Origin of the sequence: Streptomyces sp. NRRL WC-3742 (assembly GCF_000720635.1) — a bacterium.
GTDB lineage: Bacteria > Actinomycetota > Actinomycetes > Streptomycetales > Streptomycetaceae > Kitasatospora.
The window spans coordinates 1-238 of the sequence record NZ_JOCF01000210.1 but is presented as its reverse complement, the minus strand read 5'-3'; the positions used below and the strand labels follow the sequence as shown (position 1 = coordinate 238).

The following is a 238-nucleotide window of genomic DNA, read 5'->3' as shown; positions in this document are numbered from 1 at the left end:
CGGATCTGCTCGTGGTTGCCGGCGTAGTTCATCTCGTACAGCTCCCAGCGGCCGCCGAACTCGGTGCCCACCGCGTCCCATGCCAGCTTCATCAGCTTCACCCGGTCGATCGCCTCCACGCCGAGGCCCCGCACGTACTGGTCGAGGTAGGGGCGGATCTCCGGGTTGGCCCAGTCCTTGGCGTGCGAGTTGTTGTAGATCAGCGCACTGCCGAGGTCCCGCAGGAAGATCTCCCGGA

1 protein-coding gene is annotated in these 238 nt (G+C 66.0%); it reads right to left on the bottom strand.

The genetic code is table 11. From position 1 onward, the window contains the following. Positions 1 to 238, bottom strand: a 238-nt coding sequence (locus IH61_RS42320) for a 4-hydroxyphenylacetate 3-hydroxylase C-terminal domain-containing protein (protein WP_037974244.1), incomplete at both ends; no start/stop codon positions are given.